The sequence below is a fragment of the Paenibacillus sp. Dod16 genome (assembly GCF_049893405.1).
Taxonomy (GTDB): Bacteria; Bacillota; Bacilli; order Paenibacillales; family Paenibacillaceae; genus Paenibacillus_AQ.
The window spans coordinates 1-21,962 of sequence record NZ_JBNDYG010000022.1 but is presented as its reverse complement, the minus strand read 5'-3'; the positions used below and the strand labels follow the sequence as shown (position 1 = coordinate 21,962).

Sequence of the window (21,962 nt, the reverse complement as noted above, 5' to 3'; positions counted from 1 at the left end):
ATGACGAGTGAAAAAGCAGTACATAAGCCAAGGAGAAGAGGCACTAGACGAGCGCTAACCATTGCACTAGCGGCAGCTTTACTAATTCCTAGTGTTTTAATGCCTGGTAAGAACACGATACAGGGGGCAGGGCATGCCAATATCGAAGACATCGTGTACTATTACGAAGATCAACAATCAAGTACTCGTGCTTATCTAGCCTTGAGTGATGGTAGGAAGATACTCTTTAGAGACAGGGGAGAATACTCCATTCCAGTTGATAAAGATAAGCTAGACGAAATAGGCGCGGATATTAAAAAGTATATTTCGCAAAGTGCCGATAACAAAGGCGTAGGTATGCGACTGATGTTTAACGGAGATTTTTACTACCGGAAAGATTCGGGTTACAATCCTGCGAATTCTTTTGAAAAGATAGCGTCTGGGTGGACCGATTTCGTCTACAATTCTGAAGGTTATAATGCATATACCTTTTATGGTCTGACCGCAGATGGCAGGGTAGAGGCCACAGGGGCTGGAACTTACGGACAATTAGGTAACGGGGTTAAATCAGATACGACTGTTCCTGTCGAGGTTGTAGATCCTGATCTATTCGATACCCCCCTAACAGGGGTTAAGAAAATGATACAAGTCGATAGAAACGTTGTTCTATTTGTTACTGATTCGGATGTATATAAAATCGGTCGCGAGTTTGGTGATACTTCTTATGCTAATGCGAAGCCGGTGAAAATAACATCGATGTTTCCGGGATTCTCCGGTCCAAGTACGTTTGATATGGGCTATATCGATGAAACATCCTACGGGACAAAGCAAATATCGTACAGCACGGACAATACTCGGATCGGGATGCGTTATTTCAAAGTCAACGGAAGCTATTACACATTGAGGGATACTTCAGTAGCACCGAACAATACAGATCGTTATACACCGGGAGCTACGGCTGAGATCAGTACGAAGACTTTATATCCCTTTAACGGCGATCCAACGACCATGAGTAGGGAAGTTTCAAATTTGTCGGATTTGACTGATGGCAGTATCAGTAGAACAAGTAATACGTTCATGCACTTAGATGGCAGTGGTAATCTGAAAGCATGGGGTCTTCCTGCCAGTAGGATAGGTGCCGATTTCTCTGCAGCGGACTACACAACGACCGAATCGACTGTGATGACGAATCTGAAAAAGTATACGGTTAACACGAACCGTGAAGTGTCTCTGGTTGCGGGTTTGGGTACTAATGGTAATGTGTACGTGATTGGGAGTAACGGTAACACAGCGTACAACGGCATCGTATACGGTAAAGGGATAACGGGTATTGCGGGTAGAATCGAAACACAGACAAGATTATCTGGACCAGATGGAGCTATTAAAGATATTACTGATCTGGCGTTCGGTACAAAATCACTTTACTTGTTGAAAAATACAGGTGATGTGTATGTATTTTCAGGCAATGATAAGTACACGAATACATCCGCATCTGGTATACAATTTGTTGGGTTGCTTGAGATCTCATTGGATCTCAATGTTCAAAACGTCTATGGTTTTGGTTCAGACGGCAATCTGTATAGAATAGATGAAAATGGAAACACAATCATTCAGGATGGGGCAACTGGTATCTATCCTCCGGGGTATACTCCAGCACCAACTACAATCGATAAGCCTACGGAGGGTATCCGCTTAACGGATAAATTCGAAAACACAATTATCACTTTGAATTATCCTGCAGTAGCAAATAAAAAAGAATACTCCTTAGACAATGGAGCTACTTGGCTGGATTACTCGGCTCCAATAACGTTGACGAACAAAGGTGTGATCAACCTTAAAGCTCGTGCCGGCTTGGACAGCCTGTACAGTGAGATTTTGGATGTCTCCTTCTTGAATAACCCTATTGTCATCCCTGCAGGGTACCCTAAGTTGCTTGAGCAAGATGGGGTTCTTACAGTGGATACTGGCTCCATTGATTTGAATCGAGTGATAGTACAACTTGATGTGGATGGGCAGCTTTCTAATTACTCTTCTCCAATTGTGTTGCAAGAGGGAGTCCATGTTGTAACTGCGATTGTTTCAAACCGAAATAACGAAGAACTCACAAGAGTAACAGAAAACATTACAGTCGATCCGCCGGCTCCAGGTACAATAACCGCTCCTGTCGGTACTGTAGGTGCTGTTGATGCAAACAATCAAAGACCATTGACCATCGGCTTTAACCCAACTGAAGGATCTTTACAAATTCAACATGATGGTGGTCCATGGGTGGACGAGGCCGATATCTTAAATCAATATAACGGCACATCAGAAGATCCAAGTGCTACAGAGCGTAAATACACACTGTATGTGGATAATATCCTTAATTCAGTTTACAAGGCTCGTGTTATTAACGGAACCAACTTCAGCGCTGAGACATCTCTAAGCTTGGGTGGAGTTGATTACGATCCATCTTTTGCACGAGATATCAATGATAAACTCCTGATCGACTTTTCAAATATTCCGACTGGAAACTGGTATAAGGAATATTCCGTCGATAATGGCGCCAGTTATCAAGAATACACCGGACCAATCGATATTGGTGCTTACCTCCCGATTAAGGTTAAGATCACTGATCCATCAACTGGTCAAATCCTGACGGATAAGGAGTATACAACGCCTCCACTCAATGGATCGACACCAACACCAGGTCCTGGTGGAACGCCGGTGGGACAAGAAGAGGTTGACTTCACGGTACATAGTGGAGGCCTTAATGCTCGTTTCGAGGGAGCGGACCTTTCTACAATCGTCATTGATAATACTAATCCGTATCAATCTATCAATGCAGTAAGCCGGGTATTTATTGAAGATAGCCGAGGGAACGGAAAAGGATATCATTACAGTATGGATGTGACTGACTTCGTGTCAGATCCTTTGCAAGATAACTCTACAAATTCCAAAAACCTTGTTGTGAGCATTCCGGCTAATGCGCTGTCTGTCGATGTGTTAAATACTAAAACTATAAACGGACCAGCTGCGGAGTTGTCAAACGTGGGGAAACATGTATTCACAGGGAATGGCCCAGAAATGTTGGTCACAGCGAATGCTTTCGAGGGTATGGGGTATAATGAAATCCCGCTGAACTTTACGCTGAGTGTTCCTGATCGCGTTAACATTGTTTCATCCGGATCTGGAAGTAAATTCGTTGCAGGAGAGTCTACTGGTCTAATGGCTGGCATTTATAAATCCAAGTTTACGATCACATTGACTTCGGGTATTTAATCACTCGAAGACCCTGTAAGAAATCGAAAAGCGGGTTGGTGGAGATATCCATCAATCCGCTTTTCTATATATAAAACTAACTAAGAAGTTACAGCAAAACATTGTATACACAGTATATTTTAATTTATATTTGTGATATAATGAAAACAGATGTTCAGTATTTATAGAGATTATAAAAAGAATTGAGCCATTGAATGTGTAATGTTGAACGAAGTCTATCATTGAGCTTTCCATCGGGTCGGGTTAAAGAAAACGCTTAATAAATTTAGTCTTTAAGTACCAGCAAGGAGATTGCGCATAATCCTTCCCAGGCTAGTGGGAATAATAAATATGAATCTTTAGCATCTTGCAGATTCAAAGAATCGGGTTGATGGAACTATTCATCAACCCGTTTTTTCTTAATTTAATTGCATAAATAGTCATGGAATCATTGATTGCTCAGCGTTTTGATAAACATTTTTTTGTGTTATACTGAATGAAGGTAGCTAGCGACCAAAAGTAACCCCTATTAAAGGAAGGTCATAAAGAGTTAGAAAAGTTATACATACATAAATTTGGAGTTTTTTATCATTAACCGTTTCTTTCAAATAGGTAAACAACATGCATAGCTTAAAGTCATTACTAAGGAGCCTACTTCTTAATAAGGCAGCTCTATTGGCTGCACTGCACGGATTGAGAGGAGACAGCTATTCAGTTATTATGCATGCGTGCATGTGCTTGAGCTGCGGTGATGAAGAGTGGTAGATAGTAAATTGATTGGCCGAAGGCGACCATTCGACGGAATAAACTTAGCGAAGCGGAGGCCGGATCAGATCTGGTGCTCTCTCTAATGGACTTTTGGATTGAAAAATTCCTTACTGGTGTTTTTAAACTAAATAGACCGGCACAATTTCGCTCAGATCTAAAAGGTCGGGTTTATTTGTTGTGAGAACCGCACTATATGAAAAATTCACAATAGTAAACCCCAAAACCCACAAACCCGTCGCAACGGACAAGTTCTCCCCATAACCTACCAGTAAAAAGGCTCCAAGTTGTTGTGTATGTAGGGGTTTGTTCGTGATATACTGAAAAAAGCCCCAGGTAAATAATATATAATGGCGTCAAATTTTGAATAATTTCATTTTTATTCGGCATAATTCGACATGGTTTCGACACAGATTCGACATGAAAAGGAGAGTTGTATTGAGCATGACGATTATCAATATGTCGCCAGAAATACGGGTCAAAAACAGTTATGAGTCACTTTATTACTATGTTGACTCAAATGATCCAGAAGCTGATGAAATTTTGCGTGAGCAAATTCAGAAAGCTTTTGTAGATCACGATCTGGTTCTTTCCGATCGCCCAAGCCAGAAAGAGCTGCAGGAAGTAATGCTGGACGCTTACAAAGAATCCATGAAGCAATTAGGTGGAACAGAACCGACAGAATTAGAGATTCAAGCCTTCACAAGAGAATTCAATCGTTTTACAAAGGAACATCAAGATTTTTATGATGTATCATTTCGAATGTTTGAAGAGAAGTACCAGGGAGACTCGGTTGATCTTGCTGCTGAATATGAACGAACCGTTCGAGGTCACGACGGAATTTCCTCTTTCGTGGCGGGGCAACCTAATGAGGAAAGTGAAATCGTGGAAGTTGGTTCAAAAATGTCGTATCTGGGTCATGTTCCTCATGCTTCTGTTCCAATCGCTCGTTATCACTATGAGCCGGCTGCGTCTACATTGACTCGTAGTCATGAAGATGAACCCGAGCTCAAGCCAAATCGGCAGTATGCTGTGAATAATCAAGAATTGGATAGTAACGGGCCTGAAATTTAATGTATAGATGAATTCGTGTTGATATATTTTGTACTAGTAAATTCGAAAACACACTGGACTAAGAGGAGTATTTTTTATGAGAAAGAACAAAAATGTACGTGATGATGAACTAGAACAAGAAGATAAAGCTAATACTAAGAAATACGGCGATGGTGTTGAACGAAAACAGAACTATATTATCCAAGTCGCGGCAGATGAGTCAGGAATCCATCCAGATACGGTTAAAACTTCGTTTGATGCATGTTGGGCAGTCATACAGAATGAATTAGAAATGGGAAATTGGGTTAAGCTGCATGGCAAAGGGACCTTTTATTTATCGAGACGGAAAAAACGAATTGGTAGAAATCCTGCGACCGGGGAAGAACACGAAGTACCTGAGAGAGAAGCAATGGCTTTTCAAACAAGTTCGGCGTATGGGAAGTACTTGCGTGAGGTACGGGCTAAGCGCAGCCGTGAAATGAAAAAAAAGAAAGGAAAGAGTGGCCAGAACGAATAAAAAGAACTTGATAGAGATGTAAGGTAGAAGAGGCGTAGCCTCTTTTCTATTGGGGTTTGAAAAAGTGGAAATTAAATTTCACTTTTCGGCTCAACTTGAAGTGATTAGGAAATAAGTCTGGATACTTAGGAATAAATGAAGACACAGCCGGTGATGCCCCTACAAGATGGAGTCATTCTTACTGAGCTCACTTGGCCATAGAAGGAAAAAAGACGAACCCCTTTAAGGGTTCGTCTTTTTTTGGTGTGATTGATAAGAACGCGGTGAGCGCATATTATTTTGTATTAGATGAAGAACTCTCTACCACATTCCGAATTGCGGCACCGATATTGATGAACATCGGCTTCCAGCTCATAGCGTTTACCGTCCCATTCGCCGGATTCAACGAAGGCATGGCCGATATTTTCAGCATCAGCCAGGCATTTCGGACATTTGAGGTCGCTTTGATTCTTTTCGGTGGCCGGCGTTTGAATTGTAGATTCATTCGGAACGAGCCCGAGCTCTTCTGCTGTCGATGGTTCATAACAGTAGGCGCAGGTGAATTGCGAACCGGGTTCAGCATTCTGAATCCGATTGTTGACTGTATCGGGGTCTCCAAAGAAGTCCCACGTAGCTGCGTTCCAAATAACCTGAGAACCGTTTTTAAGACACTTAGGGCATTTGATCATTGCATTGTCTGCACCCATGTTAGGAAGATCAGCATAATTGTCGAAGTTGATGATAACGACGGGTATATCAAGCGGGTTTCGGGCAATGTCGGCATCCATGCCACTAATATGGATAACGATTTTGTTGTTCATAAAAAAGCCTCCTCTTGAATCAAATAATGTAATTTTGAAGAAATATGATGGCAGCTACCGTTAATTGATACTGCGAAGTGCATTCCAGAAGTTGTTACGGCTATTGCATTGGAGACAACCAAACCATATCGTCGAAATGAATGAACCCTCCAGTGGCCATAATCGCTTCCAGCGCGTTTTTCCCACCACAAGGGTTATAGGGACCCGTTGTATCGTTAAAGGCAAGATAGCCATATTCAGGATGCTTAAAGGCGTATCCGGTAGGCTGTATGTATCCCCCTGGAACAGTAAAACGTTGAGATTCCAATTTTACAATCTCAAGCGCCCTCATTTACTGCTTGTATTTGATGAGCTCCGGTAATGTTAATCTTTCTTCGGTACTCATTTTTATTGCTTTGCAAATTAGCTCATCTCCTTTGTGTAAACTCTTCAGATATTGTATTGGGTTTTCTAAGTTTACTTAGATAACCGAGGTCTATCTGAGTAGCCGTCATGTTCATAGAAACGAAAAAAAAAGACGAACCCATCTTGGGGTTCGCCTTTATTGCAATTTATAATCGTAGTAGTTGGAGTAGGGGTGGTTATCGACACTTTTTCATTTTAACGCTGGCATTTCTTTAGAAACCATTCCGCATTTTGTATCAAGGTGCTATTTAGACTGATTCTATTGAAATTCAACTTTCACTCCCAATTTCCCCAAAGCCTGATACACTTCATATTTCAGGTCGTAAACGACTTGCCAATCCACATCATCTACGTTTTTTGTTCTAACGCCATGTATTTGAGCGACCTGTTTGAGGAAGTACGCCAGTGCATGATTGACTGTATTGTCTACGTAATCATTCGTTTTGACATAAGCTAGTCCGCCATCATCGTATGTCTCTTGCGGACTAGCCCACTCCAGCTCGTCGGCGTATAGGTTTGTTAAGTCGTCGGGCGTATTCCCATCTTTATCTCTCAAATTGTAGAGGATTTCTTCTTCTGGATTATCGCTTGTGCCAAGTCTGTATACCGTCAAAATTTGATTCTTGTATTTTTCCAAATCGGGCGTTTGAACTTCCTTATTGATTTTAACTCGACTCTCAATGAAAAACCTCTTACTATTTCTTTCTGTCATTTTCATTCTCCATTCTGAATAAAAGTACAACTTCAATTTAAATTCCGCATGGATTCTTTTTATTTTACGTATCCGCTTATAACTCCATCAAACCAAACAGTACCATACAAAAGCGGTTTTGCATGTTGAATTTTCACTTCTCGTATAGTTTTTTGTAGTCCCTGAAGCCCTCATTTATACAACTCCTTTGGATTGATAAAGAAGCTGTGGAAATCGATGATCTCAATCTGGTATCCATTTTTTTGGAAGAACTCTTTTACCTTCTTGAAATTATTCGGTGAACGATCATAGTTAATGTTAATTTCATGAAGAACGATCAACGTTTCTGGATTGTAATACTTTACGAAGGACTCAATCACGTCTTGTTCACTATCAAAAGCCATTCCATTAAAACCGATGGTGATGAACTTCCATAAGCCGTTCTCTTGTAAAAATGCTCTGAACCGTTCTGCTAGCTCTGCTATATCTGCTTTCTGTCTCTCTTCCAAACGGTTGGGGCGATATTCAAAGTTACTGCTCTCGATATCATAATGAATGGTCATGTACCATCTCTCCTTATATGTGAGTATGAAAGTCTACTTCCGGACTATAATCCATTTACATTTTTATTGATTGGGATTATTTGTTATATCCCTTTAGTATCGTATAGGAGCTCTTGGCTCAGCCTGAATTTAGGCAGCTACCGCAGCTTGGCTCTCTCTACGCATAGCGGATGATTTTAAAGTTGTTCACGTCAGTCACCCATTTAGCCTTCAGTGCAAGGAGTCTGGCGATACGTTCCTCACATGACCGCTTTGTCCCATGAGTAAGCTTACCTTCTTCGTAGAACAAATCGTAGCGTACAGGCTCTTCATCAATTTTCCAGTCCTCTGGTGAGAAGCTAGTGCAGCCCCATTCGTCACTCCAGATGATAACGTGTACGTCTTCTGGGCCGTAGGGAAACTGTTCAGTATGTGTACGAATTGACGTAAACACATCACGTAAGGTGCTGAACTCAACGTCATTGGCGCCATTTCGGTAATCGTGAATATTGAATTGAACTTTGTTAACGCCATCCCAATCATACTGGTACAAATTCACGAAGTATTTCTTAATATTCTTGCTCTCGTCTGTGTATTTATAAAGGCGTGTCCCGTCTTTCACGTAGGAAGTGATCCCATGTCTGAGAAGGCTCTCTGTGTTATCCTCATAAGAGAGGCCTAAGCAGGACAAGACAAGTTCTCCATCTACGTACAGGTCGCCTTCATAGTTGCATGTTTCCTTGACAGCTGTAAGCAGATCGTCCGTCTTCAGTGTCCTCGTACCTTCATATAGTCGATCCATTTTGAATGTTGGCATAATTATGTTCCTCCTCGGATTTGTATGTGGTATTTCGTTGATTGTCTCTTGAGGTAGTAATTCACTGGATTTTGCTGCTACTACCAGGCACAACACTTGAGACAGTGCATAGAAGGCGGCTTTAGCTATAGTGCAGTTACTTTTGAAATAATCAAATTTTGTATTGGGTTATCTAAGTTCACTTAGAAAACCGGGATATCTATTGAAGTAGTCGGCATATTTTTCATCGACATAGTGTAGAACTCAAAAAAAGACGAACCCAGCTTTTGGGTTCGCCTCTATTGTGATTTATTCTCGTATGTATGTTGGAGTAGGGGTGGTTACTTGGACCTCGGTTATAGATACCATAACCGGTATCGAGCCCTGCAAATTCGTTTGTAGGACCATCCCAGGTTAAGTCAAGGCGCGGCCCCTCCTTAATACTCATGCGATGTGTGGGGTGAGCGTTGATAACCGATCTGCAGATTCTTTTGTTCAGTTACCACTTACTACACCTTCCGGCTGGACAAGGATCAAATCAGCATATTTAGCGATATGTCCGCATTCATTTTCCCAAACATGTACGTTATAAAATTCTCCGTCTTCACAAAAAGTTTGTAGCTGAGGTTCCCCACCATTGGATTCCTACATATGGGGCAGTCCCAGGAAGCTAAAACAACTTTTGTACCGTGCAACCAACCCGCAGAGTCTCTATTAGGAATCGTTATTGCTCTTACTTGATTACCCATATCCAGGTCACCTCTCAGTTTTGTTTATATGATATCACGTAATATATTTTATGTAATCTATTGTTCGGCGTTAGGCAAAAGTTCGGCCAGACGTTCCTGGTTCGGCGTGAACTCATAGATAACTTTGATATGGCAATCATAGTCACATAAATATAATTGCGTTCCCATTTCTTCGCCGTTAGGAACCGGCTCACCATCGGCATTTTCAATCATGTTAAACGATACTCGGCCGTCATCCATAATGGCGAGATAATCCTGCTTATACCCAAAATTATCAGCCAGATATTCGGCTAATTGTTCAGCAAAGGGCTTGTCCGGATTTTCATGAATACGTGCTTTATTGGCATCTACATCTACCATCCAATGACTGAAATCTCTGGAACCATCAATTTTTACGCCGGCCCCGTGTTCATTGTTCCAGTATTGAGCGGTTTTAGTGAACTTCAGGTCGTATACCGCATTGCTTTTTTGAATCTCGTTTACATTGTTATTGGTTGTCATTGTATTATCCCCTTAATAACGTATTTTTGGTTCTGCTGAATTGGTTAACATGTCATTTAATTGGTCAATCTCGATGTATTCTCCGCCGGTTATCATATTTTGTCCTTGATGATGCTTATCCCGAAGCTCTTGGACCCGCTCCTGGTAATAGTTCAGGATGTCTGACAAAGGCGGGTACGTACGGGAAATGCCGTCACTTTTATCTATTTCCCGGAGGTACTCCACAGCTTGAAGATAATTGGTCTCTACATCGTGAGCGCCTTCGATATACCCGTATTGTGTCCAGTGTGCCAGTTCTTCGATTAATTCCCGTTCTTTCTGGTCACTCATGCGGACGCCTCCAGGATAGGTAAGCTCTCGACGATCTGCAGGGCTTTATCGTCTTTCAGTCGAATTGCCCGGACTTGATCCACTTTGTAAAGCTTATTCTCAACGCGGTTCTCATTGATGTAGTAGTTCAAGGATATGCCGGCGTTTTCCCGCTGCCGTTCAGATTCGAATGAACAGGCCGGGTATATGTTGGTCCCAGCTTCTCTGGTCATCCATATGACGTCCTGGCTATACTTGAAATATAAATAGACGTCGATGTGGAAAAAGTCGTTGATATGGTGCTTTACGTTCGTCTCCGCGATCTCTCGCATTTGATTGATGGTAGCATGCTTGTTAGGATTGATGCCCAGCGGCAAAAAAGCATGACGGCCGCCGTGCTGCTTGTCATATTCGTCCAATGTATCCAGGTCAGCACAGGACAAGCCTGGTCCGATCATGGTAACGTGTTTACGTTTCATCCATCGTGTGCCAGTAAAGCCCCAGATAACCGCTTTTTCTTTTTGATTATTCATCCTTCGATTCCCCTTTTTTGATTAGTCAGATTTTTATCCGGTTATCCAGGTTTACCAGGATAACTTGTGTGGAAAGGTGCCGGCTGAACATAGCGAGTGAGCACAAAAAAAGACGAACCCAGGTAGGGCTCGTCTTTTTGCGGCTTATTTGAATTCGCGGTCTCCAGTCGTTGACCAGACGCAGGACGGTCAGAGAGAGGCTGAGAGGCCTTCAGGCTTCATTACATGCGTAGCATTAAGCAGCATATCTCTGAGCGCCATACTCCGTAATAGAAACCATCTGAGTACCAAATGAGGCTTCACGTACAGAAATCAATCCTGCATTTTCAAGAAGCTTCATACGAAAGTTCAATTCGTCTTCAGTCATGCTTTGCTCCAAATCATCATAGTTGGGATACATCATAGTAACGGTGATCATGGGTACTTCTGCATTATCATTAAGCTGAATAGTGTTCAAGATGGTTTTAAAAGCTTCTCGGTTCCTTGAAGCAAGCTCTTTGTTATCTCGGCCGGAATTATAACGCTCACGCTGTGCCTGCAGTTCCTTTGATTCTGTTGTCATATGTATAACCTCCAGTATGTTGAGAGTAGGACCTCTATAGAGAGAGCCACAATGAATAAACTGCTCAAAAACCACCGTGAAAGAACGATGGTCATTATCTTGGATTGTTTCTTGTATCATTCAATTTTTTCACCGGTTAGCCAGGCATACCTGGATAACTTGTTTTGATCTTCATCAAAAGAGAGAGGAGGTCACATATTAAGGAGAGGGAGGCTGCGACATTTTGTGGAGAGGCTGCCAGGCGCGAGTGATCAAAAAAAAAGACGAACCCCTGTTGGGATTCGTCCGGATCTCGACCGTTACAAAGTTTACCCGATCATTTGCTTTTCGTAACTTAAAACCTCTTCCCGGGGACATCCAAGTAAATAGTCAAAATATTTCTTAATAAGAGATAAGAATTCGGGTTGAGTAGGATAAACGGGTGAGGTGTATTCCTCTTTGAGAAAAGAGGAGTCAAATTTCTTTATTTTCTTGAGGTAAAGCTCGAATGATCTTGCGAATATTTCAGTACTTTCGAGGAAATACGATTGATTATATTTTGAACTTCCATTCCAGGCTAATTTGAACGGGTCGTTTTCCGGTAGTTCCGAAACCTCTTTTTCGACCAGTTGTTCGTATAAGCTGCTAACCGCATAGAACCCAGATAATTCTGAAACGGTCGTACCGGGAATCATGGTGCAATCCAATTGATGCCCCAACTCATGGACAAAAGCATCGGGCGAATCCAAATCAATTACTAGTGCTTTGTAATACGGGTAATACAAGCCTGCTGCTCGGTGTCTTCCCAGTTTTCGAATTCTAAAACTGTGATCCGAAGCAGGGGTTAAGCTTAAATATTCTCGTAATTGAATAAATTCTAATTCAAGTTGCCTAAACTTCGTTATGTCCGTATCGTTATCTAATTCAATCTGTCCATAAACAGAAAGAAATTCGTTTTGGGACATCACTTCAAGGTTTTTGGTTTTGATATGTTTTTTGGTTTGAAATGCTTTTGCATACGAGGAGTGTTCATCGAGCATGCGTTTAACCTTTTCTTGGATAGAACAGAACATGCGGCACATGCGAGGGATAACAATCTTTTTTAACCCGTCAGATAATTTAAAGCTTCTCTTTTGTAGAGAAAGAAGATAGTCATCCAATGAATACGAATTGTCATAAATAATGTGGTCTGGATCAGTATTCGGTAAGGATAAGTTCATGGACTGAGCATTTTTCCTGATCAGTTCCTGTAGTTCTGCACATTCCGGAAGAGTTAGCAGCCCGGAGATTTCAGAACGTGTCACATAGTATTCCGTAATCTTAAACTGAATAAAATCTTGCTGCTGTAGAGTGAATGAAAGAATATTGTTGTCTACAATAAGTGTCGATAGCGATCGTACAAAGTCTGCAAACATAAAATACCCTATCGAGTTCATATTCCTTTTTAAGCCCCATCTTCTTTTGTGATATTTTGTAGGCAGCTCTTGTTTCAATAGCGTGTAAGCAACTTGTTGTTGATCCTCAAGCATGAAGCAGATTTCTGCAGGATAGTAATCCAATGTGTTCAACTTACCCTTTAATTTACCTGCATCTCTTAGTAACTCCATGATTGTTGATTCCGTTTCATTTTGTGGTTCAGCAAGCAATTTTATCCCAATCTTATGGGGGCCACTCGATGCCTCATTCACTAAATCGAGGATCTCGTTTAATCCCATTTCAGTCATAAGAAGTTTTTTTACTTTTCTTTTTACAGCACTTCTAAGCTTTTTCTCAAATTCTGAAGCTGTAGCTCCTGGGACCATTGAGATGTTGATATCAGACAAAATGTCACCCACACCAATTTTTTGATACTCCTCTTTCAAGAGTACTTCCTTTCTTAGTGAATAAACCCGTTCAGTCATATAAATACCTCCAATAATTATATTTTTAACCTTCAGCAAGGGATTGACATACGAAGCTAGATACACCTGCTTTACGTCATCACCAGATATAGATAAAGGAATTAAACATTGTCTTAAATGTTCCATTCATTTGATTGGCGGCGGTAGCTGCTTGGCTTGAATTTAGAAATCTGTATTAGTGTTGATTGAAAAGAAGAGAGAAAGGCTCACGCTCAAAAGTAATGGGGTGGGGGAGAGAGGAGGGATTGCTGCAGAATAATTCTTGACGGGGACTGTCTGAAACATAGCGAATGTCACAAAAAAAAGACGAACCTGTTTTTGGGTTCGACTTTTGGTGAATTCGAGTCAAGCTTATTGCCCAGATACCGGTTTCTTAAAGAAGACCATACCCTAAATAGTTTCTCTTCTATAGGGTTAAGCAATATTCTTGGTTTACTTCGGCCGGCTTACAAATTGGTATCATGAACGTTCTAATTGCACTAACATCTGCCTTCATTATTATCACTCGTCTTCATACCATCCTCGAATTGAATTTGGTAACACCTTGTCCTTGCTTGAAATGGGTACGAATCATGGTTATGTTTTCTATACAGAACTCTGTTCCCGGTGTTCGAATAGTAAAACGTTGAACAGCAATAGCTCTTTTTTCCCCATGTGAGAGCAGTTCTTCTAGGATACAGTTGTCCGTCGTCTGTAAATGGTACAAAGCCTAATGCTACTAAGAGTTGCTTGACCGTAACGTTTTGATAATGGTATGAGACCATAGAATTCGTGTGAGCGGCTGGGATGTAAATCTGTTCCGGGAAGTGAAAATCAAAAAATTGGGCTAATTGTGCGATCGGAACATTAGTAGCCTTTGTTTCAAGCAGGATCGTATTCTCTAGTAAATGGATATTGGGGTCGAAGTTATCAGAACAAAAACTCCAATCAGATGTGCAGAAACAAGCATGGTCACAACATATGCACGTACAACACGTTAAGGTAGGTGTAGAACCCCGAACGGACGAGTAAATGATGATCACCTCTCCATTTTGCTTTTCCACACCCTATTCATCACTTGGGCTAAATGTGACAAAAGCTTATAGAATCCGATACAAATAGGAGCGCATTACGCATGAAAGTAGAAAAAAAGACGAACCTAATTACGGTTCGTCTTTTGGTGATTTTGCAGGTCGAGTCAAGTTTATGATCCGGATACCAGTTTCTTCTATAGGGATAAGTAATCAGCAGGATCTATAACAGCGTCACGATCTTTTAGATCTTCGACACGGTATAGGCTCCAGGATAAAGCTAATCTTGTATTACGATTGCGATCGTTCGAATCCGCTTTATCAATTGCAATGAGAGCACCGGCACAGAACTTATTTTGCTCCTGCAGGAATGGCTGATCTTCATAATGTTCATTATAGTCAATCGTCTTGTGGCAGGGGAAGAATCCATCTTCCCTGACAACATGGTTCACGATCTCATTCATACGGCCTTCGGCTAAACTTTTAAGCATGGCGCCGTCCTTGCGAAATGGACAATCAGCACAAGGTTTCTTTAAACTGAACATCGACATAGTGGTTCCTCCTGTGGAGCGGGTGCAGCTCTCGCTTTTATTTCAAATAGAGTAATTATTTATGTACCGTATAGCCGTATAAATCCCCTAAATCATCTACATGTTCTTGAAGTTCGTCCCCATTTTCTTCTTCATACCATTCATGCATTAATTGTTCTAAGTGATTAAAAGAGTGTACAATAAATTCTTTTTCATTTTCATTCTGTACAACCTTAAATTCATATTTCATAATCATTCCTCCAGTATGAAATATAACATATTCTGAAATAATCAGTGGTATCAAAAAAAAGACGGACCCGCAATGGGTTCGTCTTTTTTTTTAAGAGGCTATATATAATTCATTTATTTAACTTTGATGAATGACGGTAAACCATAGTTTGCTTTACGTTGGTAAACAACAATTACTTCGCGATCAGCACCACCATCTACCGAAGGAGCCATGAGTTTCACTTTCGAAGAGTTACTAACTGGCTTTTGAGTATTCAACTCTTTATTTGTTTTACTCATTTTAATCCCCTCCAAAGAGATAATTTAATGTGGTAAGTAATTCTTGATTTTCTTCATCGAGAACAGCAAACTCTTCTTGTGAAACCTCTTTCTGACCTCGGATATGAAGAGTGACAACAATTTCTGTACCCAGAGGATAACACAATATATACTCAGAAGCAAATGCTGCTCTCCCAGCATAATGGAATTTAACAGTGCTTTCTAAGTAACAATCAACAACCATAATTCGCTCTTCACCATCAGATTTTGAATCATTTGCGCTGAATGGGAAGAATCGATCCTTACCAACAGATCCGGCAACATACCGGATACCTTCACTACCTTCAGCTTTCCATACAGCTCCACCTCTTATTTTAAATCCAGGGAGTACATTTAGGTTGTAGGAGTTGCGTATGGCGTTGTACAGCTTATCATATCGATCCTCCAACATATGACGATCAATAAATTCAGTAAAGAATTCCAAAAGCATGTTCTTCGATTCAATTTCCCGTTGTTTTTCAATAAGGTGATGTTCCGGGTCAATAAATAATCCCTCTTTGGCAATAGCCGTTTTTATAGCGTGACAAGAAACATTAACCGCCGCGGTATAATTGCCATCATCCCGAATTTCATACGTGAGGACTGTCAAACCAGCAAGGTCCGATGGGATATGGAAATCTTCGACAGTAAATTCTCCTACTTCTCGGGTGACCGTATTGGGGATGATATAAAATACCCGTCTTCTTCTCAGTTTGCCCCAAAATAAGCCCATTTCAAATATGGTATTGTCTCTTGGTTGCAAGTATGTTTTTCCACGCATAATTACTAAATCGTCAGGAGAAAATACAAACACAGCAAAATCGTTAGAATCTACTTGTGCTTCTAGATCTTCCATTGGGTAATTGTTCGGTTTAAAAGCTCCAGCAGACCAAGGAGTAACTTCTGCGACGTAATGTAACTGTGAATGAATTTCGTTAACATAATGGATCGCTTCTCGGGCTGATCCAATAAAAACCCGTGGTTTCCTCAAAGAGTTTTTCTCCTTTTCTATATGAATTGATTGATTAATTCAAATATATCATATACCCCTTGGCCAATTCCGCAAAACCCTCGATCCCCGAAGAGGTTTCGAACGTTGTCCAGGTCGGTCAGGTTATTAATTCATCCGGGAATCATTCTGCTTCTCTCATCCCTGGATAGTATGTATCAATGTATACCAACCACTGTTTTTCGGCTTCTTCTTTGTCTGCACTCCGGAACAACCATGATTCTTGACCGGTTACATAGAACAATTTTTCGAACTCATCTTCCACTAGATATAGATTACCGAAGCTTCGAAGTATGGATGGTTTGTTAATCACTTCAGGCAACTTGATCTCCCGGACGGCCCGGGTCATAAATGAAAAGTAATTACTCCACAGCAGGTATTGCATATCGAACACGGTACCATCCGGTGCCGGCTTTACATCGTCGATCGGGCTCGTAATATCTCGACAGGTTACGACGATGTCGTATTTGAGTAAAAAGGTAAGGATCTCTTTAAATTCTTCACGTGTCCATTGAGGGATTATAGAACTTTCACCATCTTTGCCCCGTTTAGATCTAGGACTGATCTGGAATGCTCCTGTCGCGTATTTCTGTGTATGTTGCTTCATGTTCACGGGAAAAGATATCTCTTCCTTTGCCAGCTCCTTAAGCTCGCGCAACTGCTCTTTCGTAAAGCCTTTCATCCCGATTACTTTTCCTGGTTTAAGCATATGTCATCCAGCTCCTTAAGTGAATTGTGGTGGTTATTGCGACGGCCGGCCTTGGTTGTGTACCGATTCAACTACTTAATGCGGTTATCCAGCTTCACCTGGATAACTTGAGTCCATGATCATCATCGAAGAGAGAATATAAGGGACAGCTAAAACGAATGGAAGGGGTAGAGTGATTTGTGCAAGTTCACGCTGCTGGGAGTGAACTTAGACAAAAAGACGAACCCGAAAGTTGGGTTCGTCTTTTGTATTCTTTCTGGTCTAGATTGGAGAATGCTATTGAAGTTATTTTAATCAAACAAGAATTTTTTCGGATTACCACTCTCTGCCGTTCTTTACTGCTTCTAAATTTTCCTTTGCGTAGCTAATGTACTCTTCTTTTCTTGAATCATTTTCATAGGCTTTAGTTACCTTTTCCAATTGCCGTTCATAGTACCTAATTAATTCTTCTCTTGTTTTCATTTGTTCATTCCCTCCTTGTCACCGCCTAGACGGTTTGAACCATTGCTTTTAGTTCTTCTGACCATTCATTTCTTGTTTCGAAATACCCTTTAGCAATATGCGCCTGACACATACTAATAGTCCAGTCTGATGATCCTTCCTGCACTTCTCCTGATTCAATGCGCTTGCGGAAAGCTTCCAGTTCGGCTAACATGCCTAACACTAGTTTTTTTTCATGGTTCATTGTTATCAACTCCATTTTTATATTATTAAATGAATTCACTAGTTCACGCTGATGGGAGGGACCTCAGACTAAAAGACGAACCCGTAAATTGGGTTCGTCTTTTTTCGTATTATATTTTTATGATCTTTATAGACTGGAGAATGCTATTGAAGTCTTCGCAAACAAGAATTTTATAAGGACTTTAAACTATTTCTGAATTCCTTGGTAGTCACCTTTCTAAATCCTTCCCTTAAAAAATTCTCAGTTTCGAAATTAATCAGTTTATCTGATACAGGTGATTTCCCCACACCCACAATGTTATCAGGGCACTTTATATCTTTGACTGTTACACTAATCAATTTGGCAGGTCTGTTGATATATAACATCATAACTACCTCCTTTTAATATATAGGGGCTTAGCCTCTCCGAACGAAATCACTCTTTCATCGATTGTTGATCATTTTATACTTAATCTTTGCACGACTCCATATCTTGTTAGCCTGAATCTTTGTTAGTTGTAGCTCATTTATCAATGTTACAACTTCATTTACTGCTGTTTCATATTCTTGTCTTGTGCGGTTCGCCAGATATGAAGAAACATCAGAATAGAACGTATCTTTGTCAATTTCTTTATTTATGAATTGCTGCTTGAGTGACTCTAGAATGCTCATTCCATGCCTCCTGTTTTTCATCATTTTATAGCCACCTAGCCGCCTGGTATAGACAGCTAACGCTCTAGTCTTAAGACTGCTTGACTGTTATACTGTCACCGCCTAGACGGTTTGAGCCATTCGTTTTTCATAGTCCAAAATTTGATCCCAGGTAAGCCACTCGGGTTTTTCATCTTCTTCAAAGCCATTCCAGTAGTCTTTCATGGCTTGTATTGTGGCTTTCATTTCATCTTCCTTTAATTTTCGTCGGTACTTATTTTCAATATCTAAATGAGTCTCACAATCGCTCTTTAGTCTATTTAGCATCATGTATTCAAACCTTTTGTTATTCTTAATAAAAGGTGTTAAAATGACAAATTCCTTGTTGATGGGACAATCAGGCTCACCGTCAAAACTGTTACCGGATACAGAACATAGGGAAGGTGTTTCTCTATCGCCCAGTTCAACATCCTTCCATAACTTTTCGAATTGGTCTTTATAGACAGGACGCCCCCAATCATCAGTATCAATATAGCTTAATTCTAAAACTTCTTTCATCTTAAAAAACCTCCGTCATTATTATTTTATTTAACAAATTCCAAAGATCATCATTGAACAATCTGACCCTTTTTATACGATTCAACTTTTTAACCGGTTATCCGGATCACCAGGATAACTTGAGGCAATGTTCATCATGGAAGAGAGAATATAATCAAATGGAAGGGGTAGACTGATTTTGTGCAAGCTCACGCTGATGGGAGTGACCTCAGACAAAAAAACGAACCCGTAAAATGGGTTCGTTTTTTTTTGTATTATGCTTTTTCTGTTCTTGATAGACTGGAGATTGATATTGAAGTCCTTCGCAAGTTCATTTCATTCATTTATTTTCTCTAAGACCTTCTTTATTTTATCATTGAATTTTTTTTGATTTACGTCATGAGGAAATAATACAGCTTGAATAAACTCCTTATCCGATATAACACTTGCATAATTGCCGATCTGTTCACCATAGATTTTATGGCCATGCGATATCATTTCAATTGTATCGCCAAAGGTAACGATCTCATTATTATTTAAAAAAACAGTAGCGGTTCCTTGGGTAACAGATTGTCTATTTCTTTCAACTGTAAATGTGTATTGCATTTTTAATACCTCCATTATGATTCAATGAATTTCCTTTATGTATAAAGGATCAACACTCTTCCATTCTAAGGATCAAATTTTGATTGTACCTTCCTTGATATGCTTCGATCCACCGCTGTCCTTGAACCTCTTTAATCATGAACCCTTCTCTTCCGACCATAGAATTGGTTTCAATTTTAATTGTTTCTTTTGGTTCGATTGTTAAATGATCTTCAGAGTTTAAAATAATTGTTACTGGTTCCACGTAATTAGAATTGTACACATTTACTATCATGATATTGCCTCCATCTTTTATCATCTCTGTTTTATAATTCGCAATAATTGAAGAAACCATGTTTCAAGTGGAAATTTATTCCTCATGCGTGACAATTGACTGAATGCCACGATGGCTGCCCATTTAACTGCCGATACATCAACTGCATAGGTTTCAATTGTATATAATTCTTCCTCACAAGAATCACAGGAATATGTATAACCTTCTACCTTTGATTTCAGCACAAAATTTTCGCATCTATTACATTTCACTTGTTTCATATAAATCAATCCCTTCACTATTTTGATGAAATTATTATTTTAGGCTTAAGGCTGCTTGACTGTTATACAGTCACCGTCTAGATGGTTATTGATTACTTACAACCTCCTTAATGTTGGTCAAATAATCATAGTTGGGAGCTTTGCTCCCTAATATCTCTACTACTGCTACTTCAATTCTGTTTCCATTTGCTTTTTCTGTGTCTCTTGCTCGTTTAAATGCTTCATCTTTAGTAGCTGTAATATCTTGTATCCAATTCCCTGATACCATCCCATTTTTACGTTCGGATACGTTTATTAACGAAAATTTATTCATTTTTCATTCCCCCAATTTTAATGAAATGAATTATTTGATACTGATATGTATTTGATAAATACCAAAGATCATCATTGAACAATCTGAACTCTATGCTTTTTGTATGCTTCAAATTTATAACCGGTTATCCGGATTCACCGGGATAACTTGAGTTCATGTTCATCATCGAAGAGAGAATATAAGGCCCACTAAGGCGGAATAAGCTTCTAGTAAGCTGCGGGAAGATCCGGTTCCCTTTCGATACCTTGGGGTGTGAGGGGGAAGGGGAGTGAAAATGACGTACATGATCATACCTTTCAAAAAAACACCCCCCCTTCAGTTATTGACATACAGACGAGCTCACAGCCGCTGTACCCGGCAATTATTAATTCGAGGAAGAATTTCTTGCACCCGCATTGTTAAGCTGTCAGAAAGCAAATTAAGACGAATGGAGCGGGATTGGAGCTTAAGAGAATAGGCTGGGTATATAACAAAAATTCCCCTTGATTAAAGAACGTCTGTTCGGTGTATAATAAACTCATTACAAACAAACGTTCTTATCAGGGGTGATTATGCGTGTTAAAAAACAAAGAAAAAATCATTATGTTAATTGACATGCAAAGTTTTTACGCAAGTTTTGAAAAAGCCAAGATGCCTCAATATAGAAACAAGCCCTTAGCAGTTGCCGGCGATCCAGCTAAACGTGCTGGTATTATTTTGACCGCTTGCCCATTAGCAAAAGCTAAAGGTGTGCAGACAGGTGAAGCACTCTGGCAGTCCCTTCAAAAATGCCCAGATCTGATAATAGTCAGGCCTCATATGCAGGAGTATATAGATGTTTCCATACAGATAAAGTCCATTATCGAGGAGTTTACAGATTTAGTTGAGGTGTATTCGGTAGATGAATTATTTGCCGACTTGACCGATTCGATGCATTTGTTTACCAGTGATCCGATTGACTTGGCCAGGCAGATACAAGATAGAATTTATGCTCAGACCGGTGTATATGCAAGAGCCGGAATTGAAGAAACCAAAGTGATCGCCAAGCTTGCAACTGACCTAATAGCCAAGAAAATTGATGGAGGCATATTCCACCTTAAAAAAGAGGAGTTACATCAACATATAGGGAATAAGCCAATCCGCGATATGTGGGGCATTGGATCTCGTATGGAAAAACATCTGTGGAAAATGGGAATAAGAACTATTGGAGATTTAGCTCGCACTCCTCTGGCTAAATTAAAACGTAAATGGGGAGTGAATGGGGAAGTAATCTGGCGTGTTGCCAACGGAATCGATCACTCGCCGGTGACAGTAAACACCCATAGTACTCAAAAGGATATTGGTAATGGTATGACCTTGCCTAGAGACTACACAGTGGCCTGGGAAGTCGAAGTGGCCATGTTGGGTATCTATATAAAAACATGTGTGCATAAAGGGTCTAATCTTTTAATTCTTTGGAGGAATAATATTTTTCAAGTTGTTTGATATAGAGCACAAATAAAAAATGAGCATAATTCTATCTATTTATGCTCATTTTTAGTCGAATGAAGGAC

26 protein-coding genes are annotated in these 21,962 nt (G+C 40.3%); 4 read left to right on the top strand and 22 right to left on the bottom strand.

The window, feature by feature from the left end; all coding sequences use genetic code 11:
• From ACPV3A_RS16950 to ACPV3A_RS16940, 3 genes are all read left to right on the top strand, one after another.
• A complete protein-coding gene (locus tag ACPV3A_RS16950; protein WP_426200383.1) occupies positions 1 to 3,240 on the top strand; it encodes a hypothetical protein in 3,240 nt (1,079 codons plus the stop codon).
• A 1,188-nt stretch (positions 3,241 to 4,428) separates the two neighbouring features.
• The gene (locus tag ACPV3A_RS16945; protein ID WP_426200382.1) at positions 4,429 to 5,058 is read left to right on the top strand and encodes a hypothetical protein; all 630 of its coding nucleotides are present in this window, start codon (positions 4,429 to 4,431) and stop codon (positions 5,056 to 5,058) included.
• Between the two features lie 76 nt (positions 5,059 to 5,134).
• Positions 5,135 to 5,554 (top strand): HU family DNA-binding protein, encoded by a 420-nt coding sequence (locus tag ACPV3A_RS16940; RefSeq protein ID WP_426200381.1) that lies wholly within the window; start codon positions 5,135 to 5,137, stop codon positions 5,552 to 5,554.
• Positions 5,555 to 5,838: 284 nt separating this feature from the next.
• Here the strand turns inward: ACPV3A_RS16940 and ACPV3A_RS16935 are convergent, their stop codons facing one another.
• The 22 genes from ACPV3A_RS16935 to ACPV3A_RS16830 form a co-directional block, all read right to left on the bottom strand.
• Positions 5,839 to 6,354, bottom strand: coding sequence for a hypothetical protein (locus ACPV3A_RS16935; protein ID WP_426200380.1), 516 nt, complete (start codon positions 6,352 to 6,354; stop codon positions 5,839 to 5,841).
• A 664-nt stretch (positions 6,355 to 7,018) separates the two neighbouring features.
• Complete coding sequence (locus ACPV3A_RS16930; RefSeq protein ID WP_426200379.1) at positions 7,019 to 7,471, bottom strand: hypothetical protein; 453 nt, start codon at positions 7,469 to 7,471, stop codon at positions 7,019 to 7,021.
• A gap of 170 nt (positions 7,472 to 7,641) precedes the next feature.
• Positions 7,642 to 8,013 carry a hypothetical protein gene (locus ACPV3A_RS16925; RefSeq protein WP_426200378.1) on the bottom strand — a complete coding sequence of 124 codons (372 nt, stop codon included), beginning with the start codon at positions 8,011 to 8,013 and terminating at the stop codon, positions 7,642 to 7,644.
• Between the two features lie 157 nt (positions 8,014 to 8,170).
• Positions 8,171 to 8,809: a hypothetical protein gene (locus tag ACPV3A_RS16920; RefSeq protein WP_426200377.1), complete on the bottom strand. Its 639-nt coding sequence runs from the start codon at positions 8,807 to 8,809 to the stop codon at positions 8,171 to 8,173.
• A 785-nt stretch (positions 8,810 to 9,594) separates the two neighbouring features.
• Positions 9,595 to 10,038, bottom strand: coding sequence for a hypothetical protein (locus ACPV3A_RS16915; RefSeq protein WP_426200376.1), 444 nt, complete (start codon positions 10,036 to 10,038; stop codon positions 9,595 to 9,597).
• Positions 10,039 to 10,050: 12 nt separating this feature from the next.
• A complete protein-coding gene (locus tag ACPV3A_RS16910) occupies positions 10,051 to 10,368 on the bottom strand; it encodes a hypothetical protein (RefSeq protein ID WP_426200375.1) in 318 nt (105 codons plus the stop codon).
• Complete coding sequence (locus tag ACPV3A_RS16905; protein WP_426200374.1) at positions 10,365 to 10,880, bottom strand: hypothetical protein; 516 nt, start codon at positions 10,878 to 10,880, stop codon at positions 10,365 to 10,367. Before ACPV3A_RS16905 ends, ACPV3A_RS16910 begins: the two co-directional genes overlap by 4 nt.
• A 235-nt stretch (positions 10,881 to 11,115) precedes the next feature.
• On the bottom strand, positions 11,116 to 11,442 hold the full coding sequence (locus ACPV3A_RS16900) for a hypothetical protein (protein ID WP_426200373.1): 327 nt from the start codon (positions 11,440 to 11,442) through the stop codon (positions 11,116 to 11,118).
• A gap of 308 nt (positions 11,443 to 11,750) precedes the next feature.
• Entirely contained in the window at positions 11,751 to 13,322 is a 1,572-nt protein-coding gene (locus ACPV3A_RS16895) for an LPD1 domain-containing protein (RefSeq protein ID WP_426200372.1), read from the bottom strand.
• A 1,207-nt stretch (positions 13,323 to 14,529) separates the two neighbouring features.
• The gene (locus ACPV3A_RS16890; protein WP_426200371.1) at positions 14,530 to 14,883 is read right to left on the bottom strand and encodes a hypothetical protein; all 354 of its coding nucleotides are present in this window, start codon (positions 14,881 to 14,883) and stop codon (positions 14,530 to 14,532) included.
• Between the two features lie 55 nt (positions 14,884 to 14,938).
• On the bottom strand, positions 14,939 to 15,112 hold the full coding sequence (locus ACPV3A_RS16885) for a hypothetical protein (RefSeq protein WP_426200370.1): 174 nt from the start codon (positions 15,110 to 15,112) through the stop codon (positions 14,939 to 14,941).
• Between the two features lie 113 nt (positions 15,113 to 15,225).
• Positions 15,226 to 15,390, bottom strand: a complete 165-nt coding sequence (locus ACPV3A_RS16880; RefSeq protein ID WP_339193482.1) for a hypothetical protein — start codon at positions 15,388 to 15,390, stop codon at positions 15,226 to 15,228.
• A 1-nt stretch (position 15,391) separates the two neighbouring features.
• Positions 15,392 to 16,399, bottom strand: a complete 1,008-nt coding sequence (locus tag ACPV3A_RS16875) for a TIR domain-containing protein (protein ID WP_426200369.1) — start codon at positions 16,397 to 16,399, stop codon at positions 15,392 to 15,394.
• A 142-nt stretch (positions 16,400 to 16,541) separates the two neighbouring features.
• Complete coding sequence (locus ACPV3A_RS16870) at positions 16,542 to 17,126, bottom strand: hypothetical protein (protein WP_426200368.1); 585 nt, start codon at positions 17,124 to 17,126, stop codon at positions 16,542 to 16,544.
• A 315-nt stretch (positions 17,127 to 17,441) separates the two neighbouring features.
• Complete coding sequence (locus ACPV3A_RS16865) at positions 17,442 to 17,588, bottom strand: hypothetical protein (protein ID WP_339193491.1); 147 nt, start codon at positions 17,586 to 17,588, stop codon at positions 17,442 to 17,444.
• A 25-nt stretch (positions 17,589 to 17,613) separates the two neighbouring features.
• Entirely contained in the window at positions 17,614 to 17,811 is a 198-nt protein-coding gene (locus ACPV3A_RS16860; protein WP_426200367.1) for a hypothetical protein, read from the bottom strand.
• A 422-nt stretch (positions 17,812 to 18,233) separates the two neighbouring features.
• A complete protein-coding gene (locus ACPV3A_RS16855; protein ID WP_426200366.1) occupies positions 18,234 to 18,461 on the bottom strand; it encodes a hypothetical protein in 228 nt (75 codons plus the stop codon).
• 102 nt (positions 18,462 to 18,563) lie between these two features.
• Entirely contained in the window at positions 18,564 to 18,998 is a 435-nt protein-coding gene (locus ACPV3A_RS16850; protein ID WP_426200365.1) for an LPD11 domain-containing protein, read from the bottom strand.
• A gap of 315 nt (positions 18,999 to 19,313) precedes the next feature.
• On the bottom strand, positions 19,314 to 19,583 hold the full coding sequence (locus ACPV3A_RS16845; protein ID WP_426200364.1) for a hypothetical protein: 270 nt from the start codon (positions 19,581 to 19,583) through the stop codon (positions 19,314 to 19,316).
• A gap of 49 nt (positions 19,584 to 19,632) precedes the next feature.
• Entirely contained in the window at positions 19,633 to 19,857 is a 225-nt protein-coding gene (locus tag ACPV3A_RS16840) for a hypothetical protein (RefSeq protein WP_426200363.1), read from the bottom strand.
• A 20-nt stretch (positions 19,858 to 19,877) separates the two neighbouring features.
• Positions 19,878 to 20,117 carry a hypothetical protein gene (locus tag ACPV3A_RS16835; protein ID WP_426200362.1) on the bottom strand — a complete coding sequence of 80 codons (240 nt, stop codon included), beginning with the start codon at positions 20,115 to 20,117 and terminating at the stop codon, positions 19,878 to 19,880.
• Positions 20,118 to 20,202: 85 nt separating this feature from the next.
• Entirely contained in the window at positions 20,203 to 20,430 is a 228-nt protein-coding gene (locus ACPV3A_RS16830; protein WP_426200361.1) for a hypothetical protein, read from the bottom strand.
• 555 nt (positions 20,431 to 20,985) lie between these two features.
• Between ACPV3A_RS16830 and ACPV3A_RS16825 the strand changes: the two genes are divergently transcribed.
• Complete coding sequence (locus ACPV3A_RS16825) at positions 20,986 to 21,894, top strand: DNA polymerase IV (RefSeq protein WP_426200360.1); 909 nt, start codon at positions 20,986 to 20,988, stop codon at positions 21,892 to 21,894.
• The last annotated feature ends 68 nt before the right edge of the window (positions 21,895 to 21,962 follow it).